This window comes from Candidatus Hydrogenedentota bacterium (assembly GCA_018005585.1).
In the GTDB taxonomy this organism is placed as follows: domain Bacteria; phylum Hydrogenedentota; class Hydrogenedentia; order Hydrogenedentales; family JAGMZX01; genus JAGMZX01.
Genome location: JAGMZX010000001.1, coordinates 1 through 26,976, shown reverse-complemented (window position 1 = coordinate 26,976; position 26,976 = coordinate 1). Strand labels below are relative to the sequence as shown.

The following is a 26,976-nucleotide window of genomic DNA, read 5'->3' as shown; positions in this document are numbered from 1 at the left end:
CTCAACCACGTATTGCGCAACCTCGGCGGCCGAGCCGAACCGCGTCGCGTAGTGCCGCCCTCCCGGCAGTCTGTCCATGGTCAGGTTCGGGAAATGCCACGCCAGCACGAATGTGACCGTCGCGGCTTGCCCCGCTTCGATGCGCAGGGATCGGCCGAGCTCCCCAACCAGTCTTTCGCTCAGCGGCGCGGTGGTTTCCTCCGAACAGATTTCCGGCGGCGCTCCCAGCAGGCCCAGGCCCATTGTCCCGAAATCGGGCATCTGCTCCAATTCGCCCGTGGCGAGCGGCACGTCGCTGAACGTAATCTTCCCGACGCCGATATTGCCCCAGCCGCCGCTTTCCGCGTCGACGATCTCGATGACGGCGTCCTTGCCCATGAGCCCGCGGACATCGAATGACTGCAACGTCATGCGATTGTCGGCCTTGCCCGTGGCGGTGCGGACAACCTGACCGTCCGACACCACGTTCAGGCAGGTCTTGTCCGTATGATTGCCGCCGCCGACCCAGAAATGGATGAACCGGCGCGCGACCGTGAACGAGCAGCTCGTGAGCTTTCCGGTCGCGGCGTCCTTCGCTTCGACGCCGTTTCCGGGCGCGCTGGCGTGCGAGTTCACGACGCGACGCGTATCCCCGCCCACGTCGCCCTGATAGGCCGGGACGTGGAGCTTTCTGACGGGCCCGGGGCCGAACGCCGTGCCCTCGACCGTCCAGCCGTCATACGTTGCCTTGTCCCAGTCCTCGAAGACAATGTCCGGTTTGGGCGCTTCCTCCGGCTCCTCGTTTTTCTCCGCCGAGAACGCCAGGAAGGCGAGTCCGCTTGCGCTTACCAGCTCGTTCCGGCGGTTGCCCGTCAGCGTGCGGCTGTAAAGGCAGACCGCGTTCTCCAATCGGCCCGTCAATGCGATGTCCAGCGGCTCCGCTGCCTGGTTTTCCAGCGTGAATTGCAGGACCACCGCAGGCAGGCTCGAATCGTCCGCGTTGAGCGGCAGAAACGGCGAATACGCTTCCAGCGTCACTGCTACCGGGACGGCTGGGTCCTCGTATCTGACGACGCCGATTGGATACTCCCCGCGAAACCGCACCGCCGAAAAGCCGGTGCTGTCCAATGGACGGACGTCATCGCCGACCTTCAAGGTGAACCCCTGCTCAACCGGCGATACCGGCGTCATCGGCTCTGCATAGTGCTTGGCGCCCGTGCTGAAAGGCTGATTGAAAATGTCCCAGTGCCAAAGCCGTCCGTCGCCGCCAAGATACAATTGCCCGGCGCAGAGCCCGCCGACAGGCATGCCGATGAGTCTGAGGTCTTCGCCCTCGTAGACCGTTGATGTGCCGCGCGCGAACAGAGAGGCGACCCACGCATCGCTCAGCTTTTTGTCGATGGGTACGAGTCTCTCGAAATCGGTGCGTTCGAACGGTCCCGCCATGGCGGAGAAGCGCGCCGCGAGCAGCGTCAACGCGCCCGCGCCCGCGGTCTTGACGAACGTGCGCCGGTCCACCCGGCTGCCGCAACCGCAACCCGGCGCGCAACAATCTGCGGGGTTTCGTGTGAATTCTTCTTTCATGGCTGCCTCGCTTTCCGCGCCCCGACGGGTGCTTTCCCTGATTGTACGCATCGCGCGGCAGGAATTCAGTGTCGTGCATCGCGCGGTTGGTCTTTTCGTTCTTGCGTCTCGATAACCGTCAGAGTTCGGAGAGTCGAGCGCCGGGCCGGAGGCCGGTATAATCGGGCCTGCGTCTTGACTGGCACGCACAGGAGATTCTCTACCCATGGAACGTTATACGCGGCGAACGCTGCTGAAAGCGGGCGCGATTGCGGCGGGGGCCGCCCTGCAACGTGCGGGGTGGACTGCGGCGACTGTTGCGCCGTCATTGCAGACTGCCCTGCGCGCCGCGGATGAGGAGGATATGGTCGCCATCCCCGCGGGGCCGTTTCTGATGGGCACTTCGGAAGAAAACGCGGCGCGCCTCGCGCGTGACCACGGGTATCATCCGAGCTGGCTGCGGGGGGAAACACCGGAGAGACGCGTGGCCTTGCCCGCGTACGCGATAGACCGCTATCCCGTTACCAATGCGCAATTTGCCCGTTTCTGTGAGGCGACGGGGCACGAGGTTCCTACCCACTGGAGTGGTCCCAAGCCGGCGGAACGGCTGTGGAACCACCCCGTGGTCACGGTGAACCGCGCGGACGCACTGGCCTACGCGGCGTGGGCCGGAAAACGGCTTCCAACGGAAGCGGAATGGGAGAAGGCCGCTCGCGGCCCCGGCGGACTCGCGTATCCGTGGGGCAACGCATTCGAACCCGAAGCGTGTTGCTGGAACCGGACGTTCGCGGACGGCACGGCGCCGGTGGACGCGCACCCGAAAGGGGCGAGCCCCTACGGCGTGATGGACCTTGCAGGGAATGTGGCGGAATGGTGCGCCGATGGCCCCGTCTCAGGCGCCGCATTCGCCAGGGGCGGCTGTTTTTTGACGCGGTCGCCGCTGCATCTGCGCGCGGCATCCCGGTTCCTGAGCGGGTTCGACAGGAAACGCTCTTCGTATTTCGGGTTCCGTTGCGTGAAGGAGAGCGCCTGACATGGCGGCGCTGCAACTGCGCGCCGTGCAAGGCGCAATGAGCTTTGAGGTAAGCGGGTCGGATGTGTTCCCGGGCCTGACGCTCTATTGCGGCTTTCCTGAAGCGATAGGAGACGCGGCGGGGGCGGTCTGGTTCGGCGATACCACGTCGATTGTCTGGACGGAACAGGACCGTGGCGCGTGGCGCTGCGAGGGCAAAGCAGAAGGCAGACTGCAGTACTCGCTCGACGTGATGCCGTTTGACGACTGCGTGGAAGTCGTACAGTCGTTGACGAACCGGGGCAACCGCCGCTGGCGGCAGTCCCTGGCATTCAACTGCGTGAGCCCCGGCAGTTACGACGCCATATTCGATTACGAATGCCTGCGGCATTGGGTGGGATATCTGGGGTCGTGCGCGCGGCTCGCGTCCTTGCCGCGCGTGTTCGGCCCGCGGCCTACGGTTCAATTGTACAGTGTCGAGGGGGCCCCGAAAGGCCGGCAGATTCCCTTCGTGGCGTATTTCCAAGCCACGCCGGACGTCGTGCTCGAACCGTGGATCGCCATCGCGTCGGCGGACGGGCGGCGCGCGCTTGCGACGGTGTCCGAACCCGCGTTGTTCCTGTTCCAGAACATAGAATACTCGTGCATCCATAGCGCGGCGGGCTTTGGCGCACTCAGACCCGGCCAGACCGGCCGTGCGCGCACCCGCATCTACCTCGCCGCCGCGACGACCGAAGAGATGCGCGAGCGGTGTCTGCGCTGGGACGTGGAATCGGTGCAGGCGTAGCGGTTTCATGGTCCGTTGCGTCGTCCCTTGACCCGTGTTCACCGCAGCACGTAGGCTATGCGGCTATGCAGGAAGAGCTGGGAGAGGGCCTGTGCGCATTCGAGGCCGCGTTGGAGCGGCTGCGCGCCGCGTTGTCGCCGCAGCCGGAAGTCCTGGATTTTCTTTTCGCGGATACCGGCGAGTGGCGCGCGCTGCTCACCTACAAGCTTGTGCCGCATCTGGCGGGGGCAGGCTGCCTCGTCGTGGCGGTGGCGGGCGGCACGAACACCGGCAAATCGACGGTGTTCAACTTGCTGCTGGGCGAGACGGCGAGCCCGGTGCGCGCGACGGCCGCCGCGACGTGCCGCCCGCTGCTGGCGGCAAGCCCCATGCGCTGTGCGCAATGCATGGAGGCCAAGCTGGTGCCCGAGTTCACGCCGGTGCGCTTGGCTTCGCCGGAGGATGTGCTGCATTACGAGGGGCCGGAGAATGCGCTCTACATCTATGAAACCGGCAAGTTGCCGGATGTCCTCGCCTTGCTCGATACGCCGGATATCGACTCGATCATGACGCGGAACTGGCAAGTGGCCGAGCACCTGCGCGCGGCAGGCGATGTGGTCGTTGCCGTGCTGACGCCGGAAAAATACAAAGATGAGCGCGTCATTACGTTCTTTCGCGCGGCCCACGCGGCGGGGCGGCTCGTAGTGCCCGTGATGAACAAGGCAAATCCAGCGGAGGACTTTGCCGCGGCGCGCAGGCAACTGGACGACTTTTGCGGCGCCGCGGGTCTTGGGCAGGCGCCCGGCTTCGTCGTCCCCTACGATCCCTCCCTTGCGCGGAATCCGTCGCGGCCTGTCCTGAGGCTGGACGGCCGCGGCGCCTTGGGCGATTATCTCGCGGATATCGACGTGGTCGAACTGAAGCGCCGCGTCTACCGCGACAGTGTCGCCCGGTTCGTCCAGGAAGCCGGCGGATTCCTCGAAAAAGGGGAGTGGTTCGGGGCGGTCCTGCGACGCATGCACGCGGAAGTATCGGCGCGGGCGCAGCAGTTCGCCCGAGAATACGACCCGGCCCCCGGGCCGGAGGTCGGCGGGCTGTTTCATCAATTCGTGCAGTCGAAGCGAGGGGCTGTAGGGCGCGCCATCGGGCAGACCAGCAGCACCATCGCGCGCGGGGCTATTGCGTTTGGGCGCGTCGTGCGCCGCGCGGTGGTCCAGCGCGCCACGTTCGAATCGGGCGACACGCCCGAAACGGAGTCCGCGCTGCGGCAGCGGCATCGCGCCGCCATCGAGCGGATAACCCGCGACCTGGCAACCAGCCTGCTCGAAATGAGCCGGCGAACCGGCGGGCCGGCGGCGCAAGTGCTGCGCCGCGAACTCGAATTGCTGGACCTGACCGCGATAGGCGCGCGTGTCGCTGAGGAAACGCTGACGGCCGAGAGCATCTCGGAGGCGTTCCGGCAGCACGCGCGCAAGATGCTCGACACCTGGTGGGAACAGCACCGCGAGAAGCGGCACGTGTTGCTCGCGCTCGATTTGCTGCTTGCGCTGACGCCCGCGGCGATTGCCGTGCCTATTTCTCTGTACACAGGCGGCATCGGCGTGCCGGAGGCGATGATCGTGGCGGGGCCGCTGATGGAGCAGTTTGTCGCGCGCGTGATCGAGTATCAGTTTGGCGACGCACTGTTCGATTTCCTGTCCCCCTGGCGCGAGGAGCAACGTGCGGCGCTTGCCGCGGCGCTCGCGCGGCATCTCATCGAGCCGGCGCAGCGCGGTATTGCCGCGGCGCTGGCCCCGCTCGAGAGCGAAGCGCTGGCTACCCTGGGAGAACAACTCGACCTGTGCCGGAAAGCCTTGCAGACATCCTGAACGAACTTCGGCGCCTCGCGTCGTATGACGGGCCGTGGGAGCGGCTGCGGTGCGAGACCGCTCTGCTGCGCGCGCGCGTCGATGAACTCGCGGAACGACAGGCGCTCTGGGGCGACGTGCTGGTGATTGCGCTCGTGGGCGGCTCAGGCGTGGGTAAATCAACGCTGCTGAACGCGCTTGCGGGCGACCACCTCGCACGCACCTCCGAATTCCGGCCCTGTACGCCCGCGCCGACGGTCTATCATCCGCCCGGGGTATCGCCCGATGTGCCGGGCTGGACCTCGATCTCGGGCTCGGCGCTCGAACACCTCGTAATCATCGACACGCCCGATTCCGACACTATTGTCCGCGAGCATCGGCAAAGCGTGATCGAGGTGCTCTCGCGCTGTGACCTGATTATGCTATGCGGAAGCCCGGACAAGTACCTGGACGAGGCGACGTGGGCGCTGTTGCGCCCGCTGCAGGGCGAGCGCACGCTCGTATGCGTGGAGACCAAGGCCGAGGCGACGGACGGCATTCGGGAGCACTGGCTGGCGCGGCTTGCCGAGCAGGGTTTCCGGGCCGCGCAATATTTCCGGGTGAACGCGCTGCGCACGCTCGAGCGCAAGCTTGCGGGCGGCCCGCCCGGCCCAGGCGAACTCGACCTGCCGCGACTGGAAGCGTACCTCCAGGAGGAACTCAGCGCGGAACGCATCGCTCGCATCAAGGACGCGAATATTGCCGGGCTGCTGAGCAAGACGGTCGCGCGGCTCGACGAGCGGGTGGGCGAAGCGGCCGGGGTGCTGGACGAAGCCGAAGCACGCCTGCGCGCAGCGGACCAGGCGGTTTCGCGCGGATGCCGCGAGGTCATCGAGCAGCGGCTTTTCACGGACCCGCACCTGTGGCATTTCGCCGTCGGACGCGAGGTGTCGCTGCGCGCGCGGGGCATCGTGGGCACGCTGTACCGGCTGCTGGAAGCGCTGCGGACGCTGCCCGCGCGGGTGGCTGGCTGGCTGCCGCGCAACGTGGCCGGGGGCCGTCTAACGCGCCGCGCCGCCAACATGCTGACGAGCAAGGAGAGTTTCGAGGACGAGTTGCACGTGGCGTCGCGCGCGGTGATCGACCTGTACCGGCGTTACCAGAGCGAGGTGGTCTTCGCGTTCACGCGGGCGGGATTCCAACTGACCGGAGGGCACGCGGGCGAGGAAGCATTCCGCAAGGAGACGGATGCGCGTGTCGCCGCGGTGCTCCAGGGGCCCGCCCGGGAAGGAATCGCGCAGCGCGCGCGTCTGCTTACGGTGCTGCCCGCGGCCATGGCCGCCGACGCGCTGCCGGTCGCGTTCATGGCCTATGCCGGCTTCAAGATCGTCTACGCTTTCTTCGCGCCGGCGCCATTGGCGCCTGGTTTTATGGGCCACGCGCTGGCGGTGCTCCTGATCCTGCTGGGCGTCGAATTGTTCGCGTACTCGGCGCTGGTGCGGCTGATGTCGTGGTCCGCGCGCAACCACGCCGCGAACCTGCTGCGCATTGCGCTCTACGGGCCGCAGCTTGCTTTTGCCCCCGAACGCGCCGTGCTCAACGACGCCAAGGCGCACGTGGCCGCCATCCGCCGGCTGAAGACGGTGGTGACTCGGGCGACGGAAACTTCCCCGCGTCAAGAATACGAGAAGCGCGCCGAGTGTATTGATCGGAAATGGGAGGGTCCTGCCGATGAAACGCATTCCGGATAAGTCCGGTGAATTTCATATCCCGCGCGTGCCAACCGGGGTATGGATTGGGGGCGCCGCGCTGGCGCTGTTCCTGATTGTAGCCAGCAGCCTGTTCTATACCGTGGCGCCGGACGAACAGGGCATCATCCTGACCTTCGGCCGCTACTCGGGCACGGCCTCGCCCGGTTTTCATTTCAAGTGGCCGTGGCCGATCCAGACCGTGGAATGCCCGCAGGTGGCCGAGGTCAAACGTGTCGAGATCGGATTCCGTTCGGCAACCAGCGGCGAGAACCTCAATTACCAGACCTTCCTGAATTCGCCAGAACTGCGGCAGGAAGCCCAGATGCTGACCGGCGACGAGAATGTCGTGGATTGCTCGATGGCGGTGCAGTACCGCATCAAGGATCCGCCCGCATATCTGTTCAATTTCCGCGAGGGCGAGGCCGAGATGGCGTTGCGCGCGGTGGCCGAGTCGGCCGTGCGTCAGGCCGTGGGCGACCACCGCATCGACGACGTGCTCACAACCGGCAAGGTGGAGGTGCAGACTGAGGTCCAGGCCAAGATGCAGGAACTCGCCGACATGTACGGGCTGGGCGTGACGGTCCTGGCCGTGCAACTGCAGGACGTGCAGCCGCCCAACGAAGTGGCCCCCGCATTCCGTGACGTAGCCACGGCGCGCGAAGAACGGGAGCGGATGATTAACGAAGCCGAGGCGTACGAGCGCGAGCAGATCCCCCGGGCGGAGGGGGAGGTCGCGCGCATCAAGCAGGAGGCCGAGGCGTACCGCCAGACGCACGTAGCGGAAGCCAAGGGCCAGGTCGCCCGTTTTCTGGCCATTTCGCGGCAATACGAAGCCTCGCCTGAAGTGACGCGCCTGCGCCTCTACCTGGATGCCATGAGCGCGTTGTTCGCGAAAACGCGCCTGACCGTCATCGACGAAAATACAGGCCTGGAAAACCTTCGGCTCTTGCAGGGCGGCGCGACTCCGGGACCTCGGCAGACGAAGACCCCCGCGGCACCTTCGGCCGCAGGAGACTCACAATGAATAACGCACCGAAGATCGCCGCAATTGTATTGCTGGTGCTGGTGACGCTGATCGGCCTGCTGTCTTGCACCTATATCATCGACGAACGCGAACAGGCGGTGGTCACGCGCCTGAACCGGCCCGTCCGCGTTATCGTGGGCGACATGCCGGACGAGCGTTTCGAGGCTCTGCGCAAGGAAATCCAGGAGACGGCGCAGACGATGGCCGAAGGCGCGGAAGTCGAAGTGCTCCGCGGCGCGGGCTTGTATTTCAAAATGCCGTTCACCGATACGGTCAACCGGTTTCCCGACACGCTCTTGTATTACGATGCCGAGCCGGAGGACGTGATTCTCGCCGACAAGAAGAAGCTGATCGTGGACAACTTCGCCCGCTGGCGCATCGAGAACCCGCTGCTGTATTGGGTCAGCGTGCGCGATGAAGTGCGCGCCCGCGGCCGCCTCGACGACGTGATCTATTCCGTCGTGCGCGAGGAACTGGGCCGCAACGACCTCATCGAGGTCATCCGCACCACCAACCAGATGGTGGAAACGGCAGAGGAAACGCCGGACGAAGATGTGGCCGCGCAGCCCGTCGTGCCCACTTCCGAGACCAAGGACGACCCCGCGCACCAGACCATCCAGCACGGCCGCGAGGTTATCATGCAGACCGTAACGCAACGGTCCAGCGAGCAGGCGCGCAAACAGTTCGGCATCAGCATCGTGGATGTGCGGATCAAACGCGCCGAATTGCTGTCTGACAACCTGCAGGCCGTATTTGCGCGCATGACCGCGGAACGGTCGCGAATCTCGAAGGCCTACCGCAGTGATGGCGGCAAACAGTCCGAGATTATCAAGAGCGAGACCGACAAGCGGGTCCAGGTGCTGCTCGCCGAGGCGCGCCGCGAAGCGGAAATCCTGCGCGGCCAAGGCGACGCGGAGGCGTTGGGCATCATCGCCGAGGCCTTCGGCTCGAATCCCGAACTCTACCGGTTTATCCGCACGCTCGAAGTGATGGAAGAGAGCACCCCGCCCGGCAGCGAATTCATCATCGGCATCGATTCGAGCCTCTACCGCGCCATGAAAGGGCCCGACGAGCGGTAAACCGACGCCCGCCGCAAGCAAGACGCCCCATTTCTTCCGGCCTCTTTGTCTACCGCAAATGGGACAGCAGCAGCGTCGCGAGGCTGAGGACGAGGAAGAAGCCGCACATATCGGTCACAGTCGTCAGGATCGGCCCCGACGCGAGCGCGGGATCGAACTTCATGCGCTTGAGGAAGAGCGGGAGCGTGCCGCCGATTGAAACGGCGACGAGCGTGTTCAGCGCGAGCGCCAGGCCGACCACGAGGCCAAGAAACGGGTTGCCTTTCCACAGCAGGGCGACAGCCGCGATTAATAACCCGAGCACGAGCCCGTTCAAGATACCCACGGCGGCCTCCTTCAGCCAGACGTGTATGACCTCGAACGGCTTGACGAGGCCCAGCGACAGTTCGCGCATGCTGACGGCTACGGCCTGGTTGCCCGAGCAGCCGCTCATGTCGGAGATAATCGGAAGGAACACCGCAAGCGCGATCACCGACGCCAGCGTGTCTTGATAAATGGCGATTACGCTGGCGGCTAGCACGTTGAGCAGAATATTCACGCTCAACCAGGATAGCCGCCGGCCCGAGCGGACCAGCGTCGGCATGCTGCGCAGCTCGTCGCCGCCCACGATGCCCTGGCTCTTCAGGTAGTCCTTGTTCGCGCGCTTGCCGAGCGCTTCCTCCACGTCGGAACGGCGCACCACGCCGACGAGCCGGTCCCCGTGGTCGACCACGGGCACGCCGAGGAAGGCGCGCTCCTGGAAGAAGGTGTCGAGTTCGTCGAGGCTGGCGGTGTCCTGGACGCGCATCGGATTGCGAACCATGATGCGGTCGATGGCGACGCTGCTTGGGGTGAGGAGCAGGTCGCGCAGCGGCAGCACGCCGACCAGCTTGCCCTCGGGCGAGACCACGAACGAATACTGGATGCTGTACTCGCTGTATTTCTCCGAGTTGTGCCGCATATCGTCGATGACCTGCTGCGTCGTGTAGGAAACCGGATAGGCCAGGTACTCGCGGATCATCAGGCCGCCGGCCACGTCGGGCGCGTAGCGCACGAGCAGGCGCGCATCCTCCGCGGTCTCCGGTTGCATCTCGCGCAAGATGGCCTGCACCTGGTCGGGGGGCAGCTGCCCGAGCAGGTCCGCGGTCGAACTGCTGAGCATGGCGTCGAGAATGGGCGCCGCTTCTCCCGCGTCCAGGCGCGTAATCAGCCCAGCCGCCTGCGCCTCGGAAATCTCCTCCATGAGGACGGCCGCGGCCGCGGGGCCGAGCGCGGTCAGCACGCGCGCCTGCTTGTCCGGCACGAGGCGCGAAATAGCGCGCGCGCATTCCCTTGGTCCGAGGCGTTCGGCTTCTTCGCGGAGCCGGTCCACCGCACCCGATGCCGCCAATTCGTTGAGTAAATCCCAAGATTCCACGCTGGTTTCCGTCTCCATACAGGTCCTCTCCCGGAAATGGTGTCCTCTTAACGCTCACAAACGATGACAATGTTGATGGGCGCACAGACGTCTGTTACACTGCAAACAAGCTTCGCCCCTGGCGTCTCGACGGATCGGGCGAGCAGGAATCATATCATGATGCAACCCTTCAATGCGCAAGGGGGTGCGGGGAAGTGTAACCTGGGTCGGGACCGTCACGGTGCGAGGCACGCCGGCTTCACGCTTATTGAACTGCTCGTGGTCATTGCGATCATTGGTATTCTCGCGGCGATCCTGCTGCCGGCGCTCGCGCGCGCGCGCGAATCGGCGCGGCGCGCCTCGTGCCAGAACAATCTCAAGGAATGGGGTCTCGTCTTCAAAATGTACGCCAACGAAGACCCCGGCGAGCGGTTTCCCCCAATCCAACTGGAAATTGTGGGCAACATGCTGACCGGCACGTTCCTTGCCGCCGGCCCGCTCGTCGCAGCGATCTATCCGGAGTACTTGAACGACCCGGCGATCGTGGTTTGTCCCTCGGACCCTACGGACACCGCGGCCACGCTGCAGGACACGCGCGGCGTCTATAATCTGCACGCGCGCTACGTCGACCCAGCAACGCTCGAACCCGTGCCCGACGGCACGGGCGTGCCGGTGCATCCGCAACAGGGCGTGCTCGCCATCGACGCAAGTTACCTCTACTTCGGCTGGGTCTTCGATCAGGTCGGGGACGACGACCCCAGCGGCATGATTGGCGACATTGTGAACGATCCCCTGCTGACCGCCATCCTGAGCGACTTGGACCCCGCCGCGGACGCGCCGGTGCAATTCCTCGACATGCTGGCGTGGCTGGTGACAAACGTGCTGTCTGCGGGCCAGGACGTGCGCGACAGAGACGGCGAAATCGCTGCGCCGCTGGGCAATGGGGGCGGAACGGCCATCTATCGTGTCCGGGAGGGCATTGAACGGTTCCTGATCACGGACATCAACAACCCCGCAGCCACGGCGCAAGCGCAAAGCACTACCTGGATCATGCTGGACGTGCTCTCGACGGACGTGTCCAACTTCAATCATGTGCCGGGCGGTTCGAATGTGCTCTATCTGGACGGCCACGCGGATTTCCTGCATTATGCGCCGCCCGGCGAGGGGCCTGTGAGCCGGGTTATGGCCAGCGTGACGGGGGGCATCGCGAAGTAAGCGCGGGGGAGGGGCGCGAAACCGGGGCGGGCCCGGCCGGGTCAAAAACGCGCGGGGCGAAGTATTTCTATTCGCGCCTTGGGTCTGATGTAAACCAACCGCGGGGATACACGACATGCTGCGACTGATCCTGATGATACTGGCCATGAAAACGCAGGGCGACGCCACCTTTTACAACGCCTATGACCCGAAGACACCCTTGAACGCCACGGTGGCCTCCGAGGAAGACAAGCCCGATTACCACGTGAGCAAGGTTTATTTCGACACCCTGCCGGGCGAACGCGTGCCCGCGCTGGTCACACGCCCGCTGCAATTCGAAGGTAAGCTCCCCTGCATCGTGTTCCTGCACGGCATCGGTCAGGAAGGCGATTTCCTCGAAGAGATCACGGGCCCGTTCAATCAGCACGGCTTTGCCATGGCCAGTTTCGACCAGCTCGGCCGCGGCGAGCGGCGACTGCCGAAAGACAAGGGCTATTTCAGCGAAGCCAAGGCCTTCCGGCGCCGCGCCGCCATGACTGTCATCGACACGCGCCGCCTGCTCGATTATCTCGTCACGCGGCCCGATATCGATCCCGAGCGCCTCTACCTCGTCGGCGCGAGCTACGGCGCGATTACGGGCGCGACCGCAGCCGCCTTTGACAAGCGCTTCAAGGCGGTTGTCCTTGTGTATGGCGGCGGCGATATCCCCACGCTGCTCAGCGCACCCATGATCACCGAAGTGGCCGGCAAGTGGATCGAAGTAGCCAAGCCGATCATGGAATTCTACGTCGGCGTGTCGGATCCCCTGCGCTACATCGGCAAAATCTCGCCCCGGCCCGTGCTTCTGCAGAATGGCTCCCGCGACCGTCTCGTCGACCCGCGCGCCGGCAAGAAACTGCAGGAAGCCTGCCGCGAACCCAAGACCATCAGTTGGTACGACTCCGACCACATCGGCTTCGACTACGAGGTTGTGCTGCAAGTCCTCGACGAGGCCCTGCAATGGCTCCTCAAGCAGGACGGCCGCGCCGCCGCGTAACACATCGGTCAACAATATAGAACTTGCACGCCCCGTCACGCCTCGCACCACCGCTCCGGCGGCGGAACGCATGGTCTCGGCGCTCCGGGGCGGAAATGGTTGAGGCGCGTGACCCGCTTCCTTCACTATACGCGCATGTCGCGCGGCGCGCGCACATTGATTGACGCGAGAAGCCGCATCCGGAGGACGAAATCATGCGCGGGTTGTGGATGCTGTCCGGTGTGTTGATGTTTGCGGGGCCGGCCGCTGCGGCGGACGAGGCGGTAGCGCGGAGGCAGCAGTATCTGGAACAGGTGCAGCGGCTTCTGCCGGAAAGCAAGCCGTGGTCGGCGTGGCTGGCCGAGTCGGGGGAACTCCCGCCGGATTTCGAGGCGTTCCCATCGATACCCGGATTGCCGGACCCGCTCATCGGGCCGGATGGCCAGCGGATCACAACGCCCGAGGCGTGGGCGCGGCAGCGGGAAGCGCTCAAGGCGCTCTTCGCGCAGTGGATTATGGGCGGCGCGCCGCCCGCGCCGGACCACGTCGAGGCGGCGGTGCTTGATGAGCGGCGCGAGGCCGGCTGCACGATGCGCGAGGTTGAATTGCGCTTCGGCCCGGACGGCAAGGCGCGGCTGTGGTGCGAGGTGATGATTCCCGAGGGCAACGGCCCGTTCCCGGTGTTCCTGACGCAACACAACCACCGCGCATGGGCGCTGATCGCGCTGCAGCGGGGCTATCTGGCATGCACCTATGCCGGGGCGGACTCGCGCGACGACACCGATTCGTTTCTCGAAGCCTATCCGGGCTACGACTGGTCGCGCCTGACGCGCCGCGCGTGGGCTGCCGGCCGGTGTGTCGATTACCTGGAAGAGGTGCCGCAAGCGGATGCGCGCCGCATTGCTATTACCGGGCATTCGCGCAACGGCAAGCAGGCCCTCATGGCCGCCGCCCTCGATGAGCGCATCGCCATAGTGATTTCGAGCAGTTCCGGCGCGGGCGGGTCCATGCCGACGCGGCTCTACGGCGAGCAGCAGTTCGGCGAAGGCATCGAGATGATCACGCGCAGCTTCCCCGAGTGGTTTCATCCGCGTTGGCGTTTTTTCACGGGGCGCGAGGACCGCTTGCCCGTGGACCTGCACGAACTGGCCGCGCTGAGCGCGCCGCGGCCCTGCCTGATCAGCACGGCGCTGAACGACGACGTCGAGAGCGTCTGGGCAGGGGAGCAGGCCTACCACGCGGTGCGGCCCGTGTATCGCCTGTTCGGCGCGGAAGACCGCCTGCGCATCCTGTATCGTCCGGGCGGCCACGAAACGTGGCCTACGGTCATCGAACGGTATCTGGACTGGTGCGACCTGCACTTTGGCCGGGGCGAATATGCGTTCCCGGAGCGGCTGATCTATCCGCACGACTGGGGGGCCTGGCGCGCGAAGTCCCGGACCGCGCCGGACCCGCAGGCGTTTCCGGCGCGCGGCGCGGACGATGTGTTGGCGAATCCCGATGGAACACAGATCGACAACCGGGAGGACTGGAACCGCCGCCGCGAGGCAATCCGCGGCCATGTGCGCGCGATGCTCGGCGCGGCGCCGCCTCGGGCGGTGAATCCCGGCGGCGACTATGGCAAGGAACCGCCGCACGTCGAGGCGCTGCTCGACCGCGCCGCGCCGGGAACGCGCCTGCAGAGACAGGACCTCGTCTTCGGCGAATACATCAACGCGGACGTGTACGCGCCGCGCGAACTCGACCTCGAGTCGGCGCAGGCGCCCGCGGTGCTCTGGCTGCATCCCATCTCGTGTTCGCAGGGCTACGTAATGGGCTACAAACGTGGCGAGAACGCCTTCGCGGAAATTGCCCGCGCCGGATTCGTCGTGTTCTGCTACGACCAGACAGGGTTCGGCCGCCGCATCGAGGAGGTCGAGGGCTTCTACACGCGGTATCCGGACTGGTCGCTGCTCGGCAAGATGGTGCGCGACGCACAGGCCGCGCTTGATGCGATACTGGCGCTGCCCTACGTCGCGAAGGACAAAGTCCACATAGCCGGATACGGCCTGGGGGCGATGGTCGGGTTGCACCTGTGCGCGCTTGACGAGCGGCCCGCGGGTCTGCTGGCCCTGTCGCCGCCGCCGCCGATGCGCCTGGCCGATGAGGGCGGAGGCGTGTATCGCTGGTCGCGCGATTGGCTGCTCGCGCCGCAACTCGGCTGCTTCCTCGGGCATGAGGACCGCATCCCGTATGACGTGCCCGACCTCGTGGCGGCGTGCGCGCCCCGGCCCGTCGCGCTCGTGACCGCCGCGCTCGATTGGGAATCGCCGCCCGCGCTGGCCGCGCGCGCCGTGGCCGCCGCCCGGCCCGCCTACGCGCTGTTTGACGCGGAACGGGCGCTTGAGCAGCTTACGCCCGAGGACTATAATCGTTTCGGCCCGGAGATGCAGGCGGTGGCGACGGCGTGGCTGCGGGGACGAACGTGATTTTGGGGAGTGCCCGCGTCAAGGGCAGAACTTTGCGGCGCGAAAGCGATATGAAAACGACGTGAGACGTGTGCCTTGTGAGCGTTGCTGGGGTGATGGTTACCACTGAGGTATGGGGTTATGCCCGGAGAGGTAACACCGCCCGGAGGCGAGGGACTCGGGCGGATACTGCAAGAGGCGACCGCACTGGCCGCGAACGGCCGGTATGCTGAGGCTATCGCTGTTCTCGAACCGCACCTTGCCCCCGAATCCGACCGCAAAATCCTCTATGGACTCGGCTATTGTCATCTCCAGTTGGGCCACGTAAAGCAAGCCAAGCCCTTGTTGCGCAGAGCATACCGACTCGGCCATCGCCGCGCCGGACTGCTGCTGGAGCAAATGAAAGATAGCGCGCCTGTCCCTCCTCCTTCGCGGTCTGACATGCGCGCCGTTCCGCTGGTCGAGCCTCTCCTGGAATTGGGTTATTTTGAATCCCGATCCCGCGCGGAGGTTCGTCAGCAATGGCAGCGCTTGGCACAGAACACGCCGGAGTCTCTCAGTTCTGCCGGCGACTATGCGGGTGCCGTTGAGGCATCCGTGCTTGGCAGTGCCTCGGCGAATTACAGGGATGTGAATCCGCACGAAGAGTGCACGGAAGGCGACGTGTTGTTTGACCAATCCTGCGAGCTGTTGCGTCTCAGGGAATTCTCAGCCGCGGCACTTCTGCTGGAACGAGCGGCGCAGGTCTACCGGCGCGCGGAAAGCAGCACGGGATGGTCCCTGGCCGACACGTTGTGGAATCTTGGCTATGCGCTCTCGTGTACCGGACGCCTCCGCGAAGCAGACGGGTATCTGCGCGCAGCAAACCAGATTCTCTGTCGCCAATCGCGTATTCTGTCCGCTGTGCGCTGCGGCATTACCCTGCTTGCGGAACGGGCATGCCGCGGGCTTTGGGACATTCTGGAGTGCCGTGCAGAGGATTTGCTGACTTTGTGTTCACGCGCGGGATTCCTGGATGAATTAGTGCGCGCGACCCTGCTTGCTGCGGTACATGCTCAGGAGCAGGGCAATCTGGGACAGGTAGACGCACTGTTCCAGCGGGTGAGCGGTCTATCGGCCCAAGTGGGCCCGGAATTCCACGAACAGACCACGCGCTTCATGGCATCGCTGAATCCGGAGTCTGTATTCCGCGCCCTTGTGGGCAGACTGGCGCGCGAAATCCCCGTGGATTCCCAAGACGCGGTTGAACTGCTGTTGCGCTGGAGTCCGGCGGATTGTCCGGAAGACGACCTCGTTGTGGCGTTACGCGCTTTCCGTTATGGACGGCTCCTTGGATTTCAAACGCCGCGGTACCGCCGCGCCCGGGACCTGGCCTATCTGGAGATGGCGCTCGCTATGGGCGCATGTAATGACCATAGCCTTTGCGCAAAGGCGGGTAATCTTATCAGCCGTAAGCCCGGCAGCAGACGCGCGCTATTGGAAATGCGGCTTGAGCACGCGAGCGCAGGCCCTCGGCGCGATGTGGCAGAGCTCCTGTTGAACGAACTTGCCGGAGGGACCGCCAGATGACGAGTCTCTCCGAATTTCTTGAGGAACTGGCCCACAACGAGCACTTGGACGCAGCATGTAAGGAAGGCCTGGCATATCTCCCAGCACCCACAGAGGAGGGTTTCGCCGAAGAAGTCTCAGTTGGCTCCGTTGCGTGTTTCATTCCATTTGCCGATATCGCCTATGACCTGTGCAAAGGCCGGTTTGGGCATCTGGTGAACTTCTTGGAGGAACTCGTGGCGCTCGCGGGGGACGCCCTTGAACTGCTTCAAGGGGAGGATGACGAGAACGAGGTGGAAGAACAAGAGGACGAGGAGGACGAGGAGGACGAGGAGGAAGAGGAAGAAGACGGGGGGGAGGCAGATGGCGAAGAAGACGACGAAGAAGACGGCGACGATGGAGAAGAAGAAACCGAGGACGACGGAGAAAGCGGAGACGGAGACGATTCCGCCGACGCACCGGGTGAATTCGAATTGGAGGACGACGAAGAAGACGCGGAGACGCCGGAAGCTCTAGAAGACGCTGATAGAGAAACCGACACATTCCAATTGGAACCGGATGAAGAAGACGCCATCACGGTTTCCATGCCGGATAACGACTACGAAGAAGACGAGGACGGCGTAGCTTCCGCTGGTTTTGAACTGGAGCCCGACGACGAAGAGGAGGCCATCACGGTTTCCATGCCGGATAACGACTACGAAGGGGACGAGGACGGCGTAGCTTCCGCTGGTTTTGAACTGGAGCCCGACGACGAAGAGGAGGCCATCACGGTTTCCATGCCGGATAACGACTACGAAGGGGATGAAACCGGCGCGGCTTCAGACAGTTTTGAATTGGAGTATGACGACTACGCGGACGGGGGCGGATATGCCGATTACGGGGATGGTGGCGGTGACGGCGGCGGGTACGAGGATTACGGAGATGGCGGTGGCGGGGGTGACGGGGGAGGATACGAGGACTATGGGGATTCCTACTCGGACTACAGTGATTACTCGGATTACAGCGATTACTCGGATTACAACGACTGGAGCGATTACCACGACTGGAGCGATTGCTACAGCGATTGGAGCGATCATTACAGCGACTGGGGAGACTATGGCTGAGCCGTTGCGGGATACGGGTTGCGCCGTGAACACGGGAGCGGCGGTGTGCGGCGGCGCACAGGCCGCGCCGCATCCGCTGTCGCGCCTGTCGCTCGTCATCGACGTGGTGACGCGCGCCTGCAACATGCACTGCGCGTACTGTCATGAACGCGCCGAAACCGGCCCGGCCGGCCATGACCTCGACGCGCGCGCAAACAGCGCCGAATGGCTGCTCCGCCAAACCGCGCAGCGCCGTATCACGTGGCTGCTGCACGGCGGCGAGCCGCTGTTCGCCGGTCTGACGCATCTGGAGCGCATCTGGGAGAGCACGGAAATCCTCGCGCGGCGTCTGGACAAGCAACTGTCGTGGGGCATACAGACCAACGGCACCCTGATTGATGATACGACCGCGCGCTGGCTGGTGGCGCGGCGTTTTCGCGTCAGCGTGAGCCTCGACGGCCCCGCTGCATGGAACGACGGGTACCGGGGACAGGGAGTGGCGGTGGAAGCCGCTATTGCGCGCCTGCAGCGGGCGGGGATTCGTCCCGCGGTCCTTTGTGTCCTGACGCGCGCGAACGCCGGGCACATAGACGAACTGGTGGCGTATTTCCGCGGTCTCGGGGTAGCTTCCGTCCGCTATAACCCCTGCTGGCCCGTGGGCCGGGCCGACGATGCCGTCGTGGCGGACGCAGCCGTGTGGGTGGACGCGAAGACGGCGCTGCTGGACCGCATGATTGCGGAAGAAGACCCGAGAGCCGACCGGGAGTTGGCACACTGGGCGTGTCTGCGGCTGCTGCCGCGGCGGAACGGCGCCCGGAGTGGCATTTGCGCTTCGCGTCCATGCGGCGCGGGGCGGCGCGTCGTAGCCATCGGGCCCGCCGGCGCCCTGTACGCATGCGGGCGGGCGCTCGACCTGCCCGGAGAAGCGGGGCTGCTCGCCGGGGCGGGTCGATGGCCCTCGGCGCGGGCATGGCGCGCGCGCCTGCGCGCGTTCCACGCGCCGCAACGCCCGAAACCCGGCTGCGCGGCGTGCCCGGCCTTCGGCTGGTGCACGGCGGGCTGCCCGAGTTTCCTCTGGCAGCGTCCGGACCTGGCGGATTGCGCGTGCCGTTTCTGGAAAGGCATGGCGGCGGCTATCGACGCTCGGGATGGTGCGCTGACGCGCGTGCTGTCCGGCAACACGGGGGGAACGGGGGCGCCGGGTTGACCTCGAAAGCAAGGGGGATTGCGCAACGACATGAGTGTGTGGTGGTACATCCGGCGGCAAGGCCGGGACCGGAACCGAAAGGAAGTGCAATATGCCGGAGGCAGACGCAGCGGCGGAAAAGATCCGCATCCAGTGCCCAAACTGCAAGAAGACGTTCCGTGTGCGGGCGCAAGCCATGGGCAAGAAAGGGCCGTGCACGAATTGCGGCAAGGAGTTCACAATCACCGGCGACCTGATCGTGCGCGCCGAACCGGAACCCCCTCCCACGCTTCCAACACAAGGCCCCACGCCCTCGTCACCGCCGCAGGCGCCCAAGCGGAAGCGCGTAATCGCCAACTGGCAGCGCCGGGGCATGTGGTATCTTGGCGATGTCATGCAGGAGCGCGACGGTCAGGTGCTGGTGCATTACATCGACGGCGCGGAGGAGTGGTGCGCGCCCGACCAGGTACGCGCCCCCGCGATTATCCCGAATCTGCGCGTACTCGCACAAACCCGGCCGGGCGAACATTGGTATCCCGCTCTGGTCAAGAGCACAGCGGCCAACGGCGCGACGGTATCGCTGGCGTCCGGCCAGGAAGCCGTCGTCCCTGAAGACCGAATCTGCTTTGAAAACCTGGGGCCCGGTGATAGTGTTGCCGTCTCGGACCCGCAGCGCGGCGCGATCCGCGGGCTCATCACGGCGCGCCACGAGGACAGCTTCAACGTCCAAGTCGAGGGGGGCGGCCAGTTGGCCACGACGATCAACGCGATTGCGCTGGTTCAGAAAGGGCAGGGAACCGCCGCAGCGGGGTCAGCCGGCCAAGGCATTGTTTTCGCGAGCGCAAGGTACGGCTACAGCTTCGTTCTTGCGACACCCGGCTGGTTCCGCTATGCCGCAAAGGACGAGCAGGCCAACGACGCCGACGTGCTCGTCGAGCATTCGAGCATCGGCGCAATCAAGTGCGTGGTCTCTCCCTGGGAACTGGACTTTGATGACCTGTGCTCGGGAATCGAGGAGGCCTATCGTTCGGAAGTCTCCGATTTCCGCCTCATCGAGCAAGGCCGGACAACAGTGGCCGGTCTCCCCGCCGCGTTCATCGAATACGAGGGCATCCCGCCGGACGGCGACGGGTCGCGCATCAAGTTTTTCTGTCATGTCTTCCTGAAACACGGCATGGTGCATCAGATTATCGCCTTCTCAACGCCGGTGGTCTTCGCGCGGCTTAAGAAAGAGGCGAGTGCGGCCATCCAGTCCTTTTCCTTCGACCCGGCGCAGGCGGCAAGCGCAACGGGGCAACCCCATACGGGGTTGCCCGCTGCCACGGGAACGCCTGAGCAACAGCAGGAGGCGTTGCGCTTTGCCTCCAACCTGTATTGCGGCACGATTTATGCCGTATTCGAAGCGCTCATCGCGGGGGTCGCGCTGGGCACGATCGCGGCCGGCCTCGCGGGGATATCCGGCCAGGAGAAGATGACCGAGGGCGAACTCGTCGCGTTTTTCCTCGGACTGCGCTTGCTGTGGGTGGTTCTGCCGCGGCTCGATTTCATGAAGCAGGTGCCGCTTGAGGGCAGGTCGGTGGTCATTCTCTACTACGTGACGTGGGCCTTCGTCGGGGAATTGGCCGTGTGGGTCGTTATCGCCGCAATCGCCTGGGACTTCTACCGCACGACGAAGCTGCTCCAACAAACCGCGGGCGTGAAATTCGACAAGCGTGTCCTGCCGCGCATCTTCGGCGGCTTGGGCGAGATGTTCCCCGCGGGCCGGCAGTATATCGCGGAAATCGGCAGTGTCTATGTGCTGAGCACGTTTGTCTACCTGATCTTCCTGAGGTAGGTGAGGCAAGGAACCGTGTGGCGCGCGCGTGCCCACGATGGGAGGAACGGTATATGCCCGGGAATGGTACGGAAGGCGAGAGGCTGCGCATCCGGTGCCCCAATTGCGAGGCCACGTTTCAAGTGCGCCCTGAGATGATGGGGCGCACCGGTCCCTGCAAGACGTGCAAGGAACTCTTCACCATTACGCCGGAACTCGTCGTGCAGGACCGGGCCGCCGCCACGCCGCCGGGACCGGGACGGGACTCGGGCGTTTCGCGGGTTCCGGGCCAGGGTCCGGCCGGACTGCTGCGTACGGGAACCCCAGTCCCGGGTCCCACATCCGCGGCCGTTGCCGCGCCAAGCGGGACGCAGCCCGCAGCTGTTCCGGCACAGACGGAAGGCGCAGTTCTTGCGAGCGCATCTCACGGATACAGCTTCCGGATGACCACGCCGGGCTGGAAACGCTACCATCCGCGCGACGAAAAAGTGCTGGAAGCGGACATATTCATTGAAAACCCCGGCATCGGCTCGATCAAATGCGTGGTATACCCTTGCGATGTGGGCATGGAAGAACTCGACAGCCGTCTGGAAGAGGCCTACAACACGGAGGTGCAGAAGTTCAAATGCCACCAGCACGGCCGGACCACGATTGCAGGGTTTCCGGGAAGCTATATCGATTATCAGGGCATCGCGCCGGGAGAAAAGCAATCGACCCGGTTTCTCTCGTTTGTCTTCGTGAAAGACGGCAAGAGTTTCCAAGTCATCGGCATGGGCGAACCGGCCAGGTTCCCGCAACTCCGCCAGGAAGTGCAGCAAGTCGCGAAGAGTTTATCCTTTGACCCCGCTCAGGCGGCCCTCGCCACGGCGGAGACGCTTCCGGCGCAAACGCCCGCCACGCTGCAGCGGCTGCTGCTGCCGCCCGCCGCGTTCATATTCGTGCCGGCAGGTTTCGTGCTCGGGCTTCTCATCTACGCGTCGGTGCGCGAGGACGTGTCGCATTTCAGTTCGTTCGGGAAGCTGCTCACGTATATGTGGTGGCTCATCTATCCCCTTATCGGTTACTACGTGGCCATGGGATGGGAAGGGTCCGGGTATCCGGGCGCGCGCGTGCTGCGTGAATGGGCGACGCAAGTGGCCATCCTCGGTTCGGACATGTTTGTCATGATGTTTACTATGATAATGGGGATGTTCATAGGCGGCGCGGCGCGCGGTTTTGGAGCCTTGATGCGCGCTATGAACCGCGCAATGATCCAGGCGGGCGCGCTCGTGTTCGGGCGCCTGGCCTCCGCGTGGGTCGTTGCGCTGCCGCAACTCGTCTGGCAGGCGTGGAAGGGCGGCCAGCCGCTGGGCGTTGGCGGTTCATTCCTGATGCACGCGGCGGGGCTCATTCCGGGCTTGATCGTGTTTTCTCTCTTCTTCGTGCCCATGGTCGAACAGTCGGATTACCAGATGCAGCGGCAGGTGGACGGTTGGCGGAGCGAATTGGAACAGCCTCAGCCCGGCCCGGCGGGCGCCACGCTGTGGCCGAACACGCCGCAGGTGACACAGCAGAACTCCTCTACACCCGCTGGCGGTAACGTGCCTGCGCCGCCCGTGTCGCAGCCGTCGATCGTTGTGCCGACGTCGGCCAGTGCCGATTGGGGGGCGTTGCTGGACGGCAAAACGTTCCGGCACGGCTCGTTGCCGGTCATCACGACCTTTCACGTCGGCAGCGATGGTTCCATCCGGGGAACGCAGAACCACCTGTCGGACCCCGATATCGCCGGTTTTCTTGGCGGCCGGGTCTCCGGCAACACCATTGAATGCCAGTATGAATGGCGGAAGGATGGCCGTCTGGTCGATCAAGGCCGGTCCACGCTCGAGTTCACGCCCGACGGACGGATTGTTGACCGGTCCCAGTCTGGGGGGGAGCAAATCCTGGCGCCGGTGGAAGGCGGTATCGCGACGCAACCCGCCGGTCAAGCGCCGGTTCCCGCGGCTTATCCCGCCCAGCCGGGCGGCGCCCCCCCGGCACCCTCGCCAGCGCCGGGGCCGGGCACACAGCCGGCCTCCGAGGCGAGAGGGTCGTATTTCTCGCCGAGGGGACGCATGCCGGCTGCTGGCCTTCCCGCCCCAATGCCTGCGGCACCGGCGCCCATGCCCGGCGCCCAGACGGGTGTTCGTCCGGGGGCGGGGCCTGACGAGGAAGCCATGGCGTTGGCCTCGCTACTGGAGGAAGGCCGGCGCCTGGCGGTGGAAGGCAAGTTCAACAGCGCGCGCGCGAAGTTGCACGACGTGGTAGAGCGAGCCGCGAAAGCCGCGGCTTACAGGAATTACGGAGAGCAGGCGCAGACTCTCTTGAACTGGACGGAACTGGTGAGCAACCCCGAAACCCGGTTCACCATTGAAAACAGGATAGTCACCACGGAAAAGACGAAGATCTGGGTGCGCGACGTATTTGACGGGAGCGTTCATGAAGCGAGTCTGGGCGAGACCCTGACGGACGGATATGTCTTCGAGAGCCTGAACGAGGAGCAAAATGCCGCGCGGCTGGAAAAGGATGGCGTCTTCTACAACATTGAGGGCGTGAGATAAAGGAGACGTGCGGGCGCGGGCCTGGTCTCAGTCGCGGTCCGGCATCGCACCGCGTTTCTGGCCGACCACTTCGATGAGGAATTCGCGCGCCTGCTTCGCGTTCAAGCGATAAGGATTGAATCTTCCCCGGCCGCTGTACTTCTTCAGCGTCTGCTTGTCGATGTCGCCGGCATTCAGGAAGGCCATCGACCAGTCGCCGAATACCCGGTGCTTGACGTCGGCATATTCCAGCAGCGTGACGTTCGTGTGGCGCGGGTCCCGGGCGATAACCATGTAGAGAAGGTTGACGTGCTCCCTGGGTCCCTCCAGACACTGCATGAAGAACGCCGGGTCGTAGCAGAGCGCGCCCGAGACGTCAAGTCGTCTGTTCTTTCTGCGTGCCGTCTTCAGGATGTCCTGGAGCGCGGCCATATCGCATTCCTCGGTCATCCTGCTGACATAGATTAATCTCACGAGTTGCATAGCTTGGACCTTTCCTCGTCGCCGCCTGCTGCGCTCGCCCGTGCCCCCGGAACGACCGGTGCAAACATGATTATGTCCTAAGCAGCAGGCGCTTGTCATCATGCGGCAAGGAGCGCCAGACGCAAAGAAGCCGCCGTCCAGAGGGGACGGCGGCTTTCGCTACCAGCCGGCGCAGCGCCCTTTCCGGTGTTTCAGCGGCGTCTTGCCCGCACGATGGCCCCGGCCGCGCCGCAGGCGGCGGCGAGCGCGAAGATGGCGAATGGGGTCAGCGCGGGCACATTCTCGCCCACGGTGACGTAGGCTTCGAAGACCTGCACGACCTTTGTGCCGTCGTCGTAGGTGCAGGCGTAAACGCCGCTGTCGCTTTCGTCGAGTGACATGATGCGCAGCGTCCGCCCCGTCGCGCCGCTGACGCGCCCGCCGTTCGCGAGCGTTACCTCGTCTTTTGTCCAGGCGTAAGTCGAGATGGGGGAGACAGGGCACGGCACGCACAAGCACAAGTCTTCGCCGATCTCGTAAATGCCGCCGCGGGGCTGCGGACAATCGCCCGGGTTCTCAACGCACTCGCCCTCGCCCTCGCCCTCGCCTTCGCCTTCGCCTTCGCCCTCGCCCTCGCCCTCACCTTCGCCTTCGCCCTCACCTTCGCCTTCGCCCTCCGCGCCTCCCGGGGTCAGGCAGAAACTGAGGTCGCCGGGCTGTTGCAGATACGCGGCGCCATCAAAGAGCGTCAGAAGCCCATCGCCTTGAGGCGAGCCGAGCCAGACGAATAGGCACGTCGTGCTGCCCGTGCCCCGGATGTTCAACCAGCATATGCCCGGCGGCAGCGCGCAGCACGGGGTCAAGACCGCGTCGTACCGGAGTAGCGTATAACCGGCATAGTTGAGACCCGTGTTGGTCTTTTGGGCGGTCACGGTGTAGGTGCATAGCCCCGGACCCGGCTGTCCCCCGGCATCCGCCGCAAAATCGATATGGAACAAGTCGGGACTACGGACACAGGGCGCCGTGGCCGGGTCAACTTCAAACCCCCACCAGTGCAAGTCGCAAACCGGCACGCCCGGGGACGGGAAATTATCCCACGGCAACGGGTAGAGGACGGGGCCCACAGCCTCGTCGCTGGGATAATACGCAACAGGCTCCAGCGGTGTGAAGGGCCGTTGTCCGTACAGCGTGCCGGGAGGACAATCCTCGCCCTCGCCCTCGCCTTCACCCTCGCCTTCGCCCTCGCCTTCACCCTCGCCCTCGCCTTCGCCCTCACCTCCCGCAGGCAGGCAGGAATGGCAGATGGTGCCGTCGATCAGCACGTCCGCCCCGCGCACGTCGATGGAGACCCATTCCGGGTTGAAATCCGGGATATGCACGAAGAAGTCGAGGGGCGTGGGCGCTATGACCGAAACAGGCCCGTACACGATCTCCCGAACGATATACTGACCTTCCGTTGCGGGGTCGAGGGGCGGCACTGGAGGCTTGCCCGTGCCGGTGGGATAGGCCGCGGAACTGTAATTGACGGCGATCGTGGCGGACGATGCCGGACCCGTCGGCGTGAGATTCAGGCGCAGCCACACGTCTTTGTAACGGTCCAGGTCGAGTAGGCCGTCGTAATACCACTCGTTCCACCAATCGGTGTTCGGATAGTAGTACCAGGGGCCTGCGCCGTCGCCGTTCCAGCCGCCGCCGCCGCCGCTGAGGAATTCGCCGGCCGGGCTGAACACGATATTGAACACGTCGCAATGTTCCCAAGGATACGGTTCTCCCTGTTGCGTGCGAACCGTGTCCGTTGACACGCCTGACAAGCCGGCGAGCGGCCCGCCCGGCGCCCCGGCGAATTCGACCTCAAAGAACACGTCGAAGAAACTGTCCACGTGCCAATCGCCGCCGGAAAGCTGGGTCAACGTAGTTATGCCCGGGCACGGATGGCCGGAATCGGAGCCGGAGACCACCCGGAGCAAGTCGAAGAGCGGGTCGCCGGTGATTTGTCCTGCGAGTTGGAACAGGTCACATTCGAACTGTTGCACGGGCTTGCCCGCCGTGCGGGGAGCCGTATGTTCCACAATGGCAAGCGGAATATCGACCGCATACGTATAACCGGAGAGCATGCCGGTGCCCGTCATTGCCATACGCATGGTCGCGTCGAAAGAAATACTCTGCCCGCCGAGCGAACCGCCGACTTCGGTAAAAACGTCAAAGAAACTGTCTACCTGGTAGTCGACCTCTATCGTGGTGCCGGGCGGCAGCCCGTTGACGATGTCCAGCGTGCCCCCTTGATTCACATAAGGGCAATTCGCGGGAAGCGCCACCGTGCCCGCGCTGTCCGGCGCTTGGCATACTTCCGCCGCGCCCGGAACGCTCACCACCACGAATACGGCGACCGCAAGCCGCCAACAAAACGAAACACTCCGGATGAATTGGTACATTGTGCATGCCTCCTTAACGTGGCCCCCGCCCGCCATCCACGCACACTCCCAGCGAACGGAAGCGACTTACCCTTGCACTCCGTAATTCCTGATGACCCCGCAGAGAAGAACTGTCACGGCAGGCCTCAGTCCCCACTCGCGAACCCCAACAACTGCATCCCCCGACAACAGCCAGGCGCAACACACAACTTCATGATGCGCTTGATGACAATCTGGCCCCTGCCGCGCGGTCCTCGCTGTTGTTTCAGTGTTTATCATAACCCGATATACGCGGGACGTCAATAGGTTTTTTCAGAATTCTTTCGGGAAGCATCCCTGGAATATGCCACGCCCGAGAGGGCAGCCTATGCGCCAGGCATCGGGAAACCGCTGTATCTTATTGAAAATGGTCAAGTTATAAAGATAGACGAGCAGTTGGCTTTGGTATTCCTTGGCGGACACGCTCGGGTGATGCCACGGCCTGCCGGTGATTCCTTACCCATCATTTTGTGGATGGAGCGGATGCTTTACGGGATTACCGCCGTCTGCGCCGCTCCACAACACCGGCCACGCAGAAAGCAAGGGCCAGGACCAGGACTCCGAGGGGGGCAAAGGCGGGCAATTGTTCCCCGACTTCGACATGCGCCTCAAAAACCTGAATGGATTTCGTGCCGTCATCATAGACACACCGGTACCATCCACTGTCAGACTCGTCGAGCACGGCAATACGGAGCGTGCGCCGCGTTGCACCGGTTATGCGCCCGCCGTTGGCAAGGGTCACACCGTCTTTGGCCCAGGCGAAGGTCGAGCCCGGCGCAATCGGGCAGGGCACGCACAAGCACAAGTCTTCGCCAATCTCGTACAAGCCGCCGCGAGGCTGTGCGCAGT

Annotated in this window: 19 protein-coding genes; 14 read left to right on the top strand and 5 right to left on the bottom strand. The window is 64.5% G+C overall.

The annotated features are described in order from the left end of the window. On the bottom strand, positions 1 to 1,563 hold a 1,563-nt coding region (locus tag KA184_00095; GenBank protein MBP8127949.1), incomplete at its 3' end, for a hypothetical protein. Positions 1,564 to 1,768: 205 nt separating this feature from the next. Here KA184_00095 and KA184_00090 point away from each other — a divergent pair. From KA184_00090 to hflC, 6 genes are all read left to right on the top strand, one after another. Continuing rightward, positions 1,769 to 2,575 (top strand): SUMF1/EgtB/PvdO family nonheme iron enzyme, encoded by an 807-nt coding sequence (locus KA184_00090; protein ID MBP8127948.1) that lies wholly within the window; start codon positions 1,769 to 1,771, stop codon positions 2,573 to 2,575. Position 2,576: 1 nt separating this feature from the next. After that, on the top strand, positions 2,577 to 3,341 hold the full coding sequence (locus tag KA184_00085; GenBank protein MBP8127947.1) for a hypothetical protein: 765 nt from the start codon (positions 2,577 to 2,579) through the stop codon (positions 3,339 to 3,341). Between the two features lie 65 nt (positions 3,342 to 3,406). Further along, the gene (locus KA184_00080) at positions 3,407 to 5,188 is read left to right on the top strand and encodes a 50S ribosome-binding GTPase (protein MBP8127946.1); all 1,782 of its coding nucleotides are present in this window, start codon (positions 3,407 to 3,409) and stop codon (positions 5,186 to 5,188) included. Continuing rightward, entirely contained in the window at positions 5,161 to 6,897 is a 1,737-nt protein-coding gene (locus KA184_00075) for a 50S ribosome-binding GTPase (protein MBP8127945.1), read from the top strand. Before KA184_00080 ends, KA184_00075 begins: the two co-directional genes overlap by 28 nt. Then, positions 6,878 to 7,921 (top strand): FtsH protease activity modulator HflK, encoded by a 1,044-nt coding sequence (hflK, locus tag KA184_00070; protein ID MBP8127944.1) that lies wholly within the window; start codon positions 6,878 to 6,880, stop codon positions 7,919 to 7,921. The genes KA184_00075 and hflK overlap by 20 nt, the downstream gene beginning before the upstream one ends. Continuing rightward, positions 7,918 to 9,000 (top strand): protease modulator HflC, encoded by a 1,083-nt coding sequence (gene hflC, locus KA184_00065; protein MBP8127943.1) that lies wholly within the window; start codon positions 7,918 to 7,920, stop codon positions 8,998 to 9,000. Before hflK ends, hflC begins: the two co-directional genes overlap by 4 nt. 49 nt (positions 9,001 to 9,049) lie before the next feature. Here hflC and mgtE read toward each other — a convergent pair whose 3' ends face one another. After that, positions 9,050 to 10,414 (bottom strand): magnesium transporter, encoded by a 1,365-nt coding sequence (gene mgtE / locus KA184_00060; protein MBP8127942.1) that lies wholly within the window; start codon positions 10,412 to 10,414, stop codon positions 9,050 to 9,052. A 141-nt stretch (positions 10,415 to 10,555) separates the two neighbouring features. Here mgtE and KA184_00055 point away from each other — a divergent pair, with 141 nt between their 5' ends. The 8 genes from KA184_00055 (at position 10,556) to KA184_00020 (ending at position 23,236) form a co-directional block, all read left to right on the top strand. Beyond that, on the top strand, positions 10,556 to 11,590 hold the full coding sequence (locus KA184_00055; protein ID MBP8127941.1) for a prepilin-type N-terminal cleavage/methylation domain-containing protein: 1,035 nt from the start codon (positions 10,556 to 10,558) through the stop codon (positions 11,588 to 11,590). A 115-nt stretch (positions 11,591 to 11,705) separates the two neighbouring features. Continuing rightward, on the top strand, positions 11,706 to 12,605 hold the full coding sequence (locus KA184_00050) for an alpha/beta fold hydrolase (protein ID MBP8127940.1): 900 nt from the start codon (positions 11,706 to 11,708) through the stop codon (positions 12,603 to 12,605). A 194-nt stretch (positions 12,606 to 12,799) separates the two neighbouring features. Next, complete coding sequence (locus KA184_00045) at positions 12,800 to 15,052, top strand: hypothetical protein (protein ID MBP8127939.1); 2,253 nt, start codon at positions 12,800 to 12,802, stop codon at positions 15,050 to 15,052. A 120-nt stretch (positions 15,053 to 15,172) separates the two neighbouring features. After that, positions 15,173 to 16,600 carry a hypothetical protein gene (locus KA184_00040; protein MBP8127938.1) on the top strand — a complete coding sequence of 476 codons (1,428 nt, stop codon included), beginning with the start codon at positions 15,173 to 15,175 and terminating at the stop codon, positions 16,598 to 16,600. Next, positions 16,597 to 17,682 (top strand): hypothetical protein, encoded by a 1,086-nt coding sequence (locus tag KA184_00035; GenBank protein ID MBP8127937.1) that lies wholly within the window; start codon positions 16,597 to 16,599, stop codon positions 17,680 to 17,682. The genes KA184_00040 and KA184_00035 overlap by 4 nt, the downstream gene beginning before the upstream one ends. Beyond that, positions 17,675 to 18,868 (top strand): radical SAM protein, encoded by a 1,194-nt coding sequence (locus KA184_00030; GenBank protein MBP8127936.1) that lies wholly within the window; start codon positions 17,675 to 17,677, stop codon positions 18,866 to 18,868. Before KA184_00035 ends, KA184_00030 begins: the two co-directional genes overlap by 8 nt. Before the next feature lie 91 nt (positions 18,869 to 18,959). Then, on the top strand, positions 18,960 to 20,681 hold the full coding sequence (locus KA184_00025; protein MBP8127935.1) for a hypothetical protein: 1,722 nt from the start codon (positions 18,960 to 18,962) through the stop codon (positions 20,679 to 20,681). A 53-nt stretch (positions 20,682 to 20,734) separates the two neighbouring features. Then, a complete protein-coding gene (locus KA184_00020) occupies positions 20,735 to 23,236 on the top strand; it encodes a hypothetical protein (GenBank protein ID MBP8127934.1) in 2,502 nt (833 codons plus the stop codon). A gap of 27 nt (positions 23,237 to 23,263) precedes the next feature. On the opposite strand, the gene KA184_00015 is transcribed toward KA184_00020, so the two are convergent. The 3 genes from KA184_00015 to KA184_00005 form a co-directional block, all read right to left on the bottom strand. Beyond that, entirely contained in the window at positions 23,264 to 23,698 is a 435-nt protein-coding gene (locus tag KA184_00015) for a BLUF domain-containing protein (protein ID MBP8127933.1), read from the bottom strand. Between the two features lie 191 nt (positions 23,699 to 23,889). Beyond that, complete coding sequence (locus KA184_00010; protein ID MBP8127932.1) at positions 23,890 to 26,109, bottom strand: hypothetical protein; 2,220 nt, start codon at positions 26,107 to 26,109, stop codon at positions 23,890 to 23,892. A gap of 514 nt (positions 26,110 to 26,623) precedes the next feature. Next, on the bottom strand, positions 26,624 to 26,976 hold a 353-nt coding region (locus KA184_00005; protein MBP8127931.1), incomplete at its 5' end, for a hypothetical protein.

Coding starts and splice junctions, on each gene's coding strand:
- KA184_00090 (MBP8127948.1), top strand. CDS start 1,769: ATGGAACGTTATACGCGGCGAACGCTGCTGAAAGCGGGCGCGATTGCG.
- KA184_00085 (MBP8127947.1), top strand. CDS start 2,577: ATGGCGGCGCTGCAACTGCGCGCCGTGCAAGGCGCAATGAGCTTTGAG.
- KA184_00080 (MBP8127946.1), top strand. CDS start 3,407: ATGCAGGAAGAGCTGGGAGAGGGCCTGTGCGCATTCGAGGCCGCGTTG.
- hflK (MBP8127944.1), top strand. CDS start 6,878: ATGAAACGCATTCCGGATAAGTCCGGTGAATTTCATATCCCGCGCGTG.
- hflC (MBP8127943.1), top strand. CDS start 7,918: ATGAATAACGCACCGAAGATCGCCGCAATTGTATTGCTGGTGCTGGTG.
- mgtE (MBP8127942.1), bottom strand. CDS start 10,414: ATGGAGACGGAAACCAGCGTGGAATCTTGGGATTTACTCAACGAATTG.
- KA184_00055 (MBP8127941.1), top strand. CDS start 10,556: ATGCAACCCTTCAATGCGCAAGGGGGTGCGGGGAAGTGTAACCTGGGT.
- KA184_00050 (MBP8127940.1), top strand. CDS start 11,706: ATGCTGCGACTGATCCTGATGATACTGGCCATGAAAACGCAGGGCGAC.
- KA184_00045 (MBP8127939.1), top strand. CDS start 12,800: ATGCGCGGGTTGTGGATGCTGTCCGGTGTGTTGATGTTTGCGGGGCCG.
- KA184_00040 (MBP8127938.1), top strand. CDS start 15,173: ATGCCCGGAGAGGTAACACCGCCCGGAGGCGAGGGACTCGGGCGGATA.
- KA184_00035 (MBP8127937.1), top strand. CDS start 16,597: ATGACGAGTCTCTCCGAATTTCTTGAGGAACTGGCCCACAACGAGCAC.
- KA184_00030 (MBP8127936.1), top strand. CDS start 17,675: ATGGCTGAGCCGTTGCGGGATACGGGTTGCGCCGTGAACACGGGAGCG.
- KA184_00025 (MBP8127935.1), top strand. CDS start 18,960: ATGCCGGAGGCAGACGCAGCGGCGGAAAAGATCCGCATCCAGTGCCCA.
- KA184_00020 (MBP8127934.1), top strand. CDS start 20,735: ATGCCCGGGAATGGTACGGAAGGCGAGAGGCTGCGCATCCGGTGCCCC.
- KA184_00015 (MBP8127933.1), bottom strand. CDS start 23,698: ATGCAACTCGTGAGATTAATCTATGTCAGCAGGATGACCGAGGAATGC.
- KA184_00010 (MBP8127932.1), bottom strand. CDS start 26,109: ATGTACCAATTCATCCGGAGTGTTTCGTTTTGTTGGCGGCTTGCGGTC.